The organism is Humidesulfovibrio sp., from assembly GCF_035560995.1.
In the GTDB taxonomy this organism is placed as follows: Bacteria; Desulfobacterota; Desulfovibrionia; order Desulfovibrionales; family Desulfovibrionaceae; genus Humidesulfovibrio.
The window spans coordinates 1-2,002 of sequence record NZ_DATMYK010000013.1 but is presented as its reverse complement, the minus strand read 5'-3'; the positions used below and the strand labels follow the sequence as shown (position 1 = coordinate 2,002).

The following is a 2,002-nucleotide window of genomic DNA, read 5'->3' as shown; positions in this document are numbered from 1 at the left end:
GCCTTCTACATCCTGTTTTCGAACCACTTCAAAACGCTTCGCTCCAAGCACGTCGGCTTCAAGTACCTGTCCGACCTGGGTCTCATGCCCGCCTTGATCCTTGCCATCTTCATCGCGCCGCTCTTCGGCGAGCTTCCCTGGCCGGACATCAAGTGGGGCTTCACGGTTCCGCAGTTCGCGGCCCTGTTTACCCAGTGGACGCCGTTTTCCGACCGGATCGGCTTCCCGCCGCTGTCCCTGTACCTCGATGCGGCCCCTCTCGTGGCCGCCACCTACATCGTGCTCTTCGGCGAGCTGATCCAGGCCGACGCGCTCATCGACGAGGCCCGCGAGTTCCGGCACGGCGACGAGAACATCCACTTCGACGCCAACCGCAACAACATCATCGTGGGTCTGAGAAACATCACCATGTCCCTCATCGCCCCCGATGCCTCCATGTGCGGCCCCATGTGGGCGGCCATGCAGGTCGTCGAGTGCGAGCGCTACAAGCACGGCCAGGACGCCATGGAAAGTCTCTTCGGCGGTGTGGGTTCCTTCCGCTGGGGCACCTTCACGGGCTACTTCTTCTCGCCCATCGTCACGCTGGTCAAACCCATCCTGCCCATCGCCCTTTCGCTCACCATGCTCGTCCAGGGCTACGTGGCCGTCCGCGTGGGCATCCTCAAGGCACGGACCTTCAACGATCTGGGCGTCGCCGGCATCGTCGGCGCAGTGCTGATCTCCCGCGGCGCGGGCTACGCCTTTGCCGTCGGCATCGTTCTTTGCGCCCTGATCTACGGCAAGGATTTCTTCCGCAAGTGGCAGTCCTACGACAAGGCCAAGGATCCCGTCTTCAACAGCCGGATCAGCGGAGAGTAATGCGGCTTGCCGTCCCATCGCAACCTGTTCTCTGAATGAAAACTGACCCGGCCTGCCGCCTGACACCAAACAGGCGGCCGGCCGGGAACCGACCCGGGAGCCGATTCCGCACCTCACGCCCGAAGTGCGCCTCTCACGATCCTCCGCCGGAATGGCCGTCACGACCATGACCTCCTGACGCCGGACCGCTCTGAGGCAAGGGTTTCCACGATTGGCGGGCAGCGAGTCGGTGAAGAGGATCCCGGAAAATTTAAGGAGGTTTTGGATTATGCCGTTGAAAACACCCGAACAGTACGAAGAGAGTCTGCGAAAGATGAACTTCAAGGTCTACCTGATGGGCGAAGAGGTGAAGAACGTCGTCGACCACCCCATCATCCGTCCCTCGATGAATTCCGTAAAAATGTCCTACACGCTTGCGCAGGACCCGCAGTATGCGGAGCTGATGACGGCCAAGTCCTCCCTGACGGGCAACAAGATCAACCGCTTCTGCCACCTGCATCAGAGCCCCGAGGACCTGGTGAAGAAAGTGAAGATGCAGCGCCTCATGGGCCAGAAGACGGCCGCCTGTTTCCAGCGCTGCGTGGGCATGGATGCCATCAACGCCGTGGACAGCACGACCTTCGAGATGGACAAGAAGCTCGGCAGCGAGTACCACAAGCGCTTCCGGAACTTCCTGCTCAAGATGCAGGAGGAGGACTGGACCGTCGACGGCGCCATGACGGACGTCAAGGGCGACCGCGGTCTCAACCCCGGCAAGCAGGCCGACCCGGACCTGTTCTGCCGCATCGTCGAGAGGCGCAAGGACGGAATCGTCGTGCGGGGCTGCAAGGCCCACCAGACGGGTGCCGTCAACTCCCACTGGATCCTCGTGATGCCCACCCTCACGATGTCGAAGGAAGACGCCGACTTCGCCCTGTCCTTCGTGGCGCCGGCCGACGCCAAGGGCATCTTCTACATCTTAGGCCGACAGTCCTGTGACATCCGCAAGCTCGAGGGCGGCCAGTTCGACATGGGCAACAAGGAGTTCGGCGGCCACGAGGCCATGATGATCTTCGACGACCTCTTCGTGCCCTGGGAAAACGTCTTCATGGCCGGCGAGTACGAGTTCACCGGCGCCCTGGTGGAGCGCTTCGCCGGCTATCAC

At 62.0% G+C, this 2,002-nt stretch carries 1 protein-coding gene and 1 pseudogene; both read left to right on the top strand.

Features of this window, described 5'->3' with window-relative positions; translation table 11 throughout:
* Positions 1-858: pseudogene (locus VN419_RS00380) on the top strand (hypothetical protein); the annotation flags it as partial.
* A 268-nt stretch (positions 859-1,126) separates the two neighbouring features.
* Positions 1,127-2,002, top strand: an 876-nt coding sequence (locus tag VN419_RS00375) for a 4-hydroxyphenylacetate 3-hydroxylase N-terminal domain-containing protein (protein ID WP_325643259.1), incomplete at its 3' end; no start/stop codon positions are given.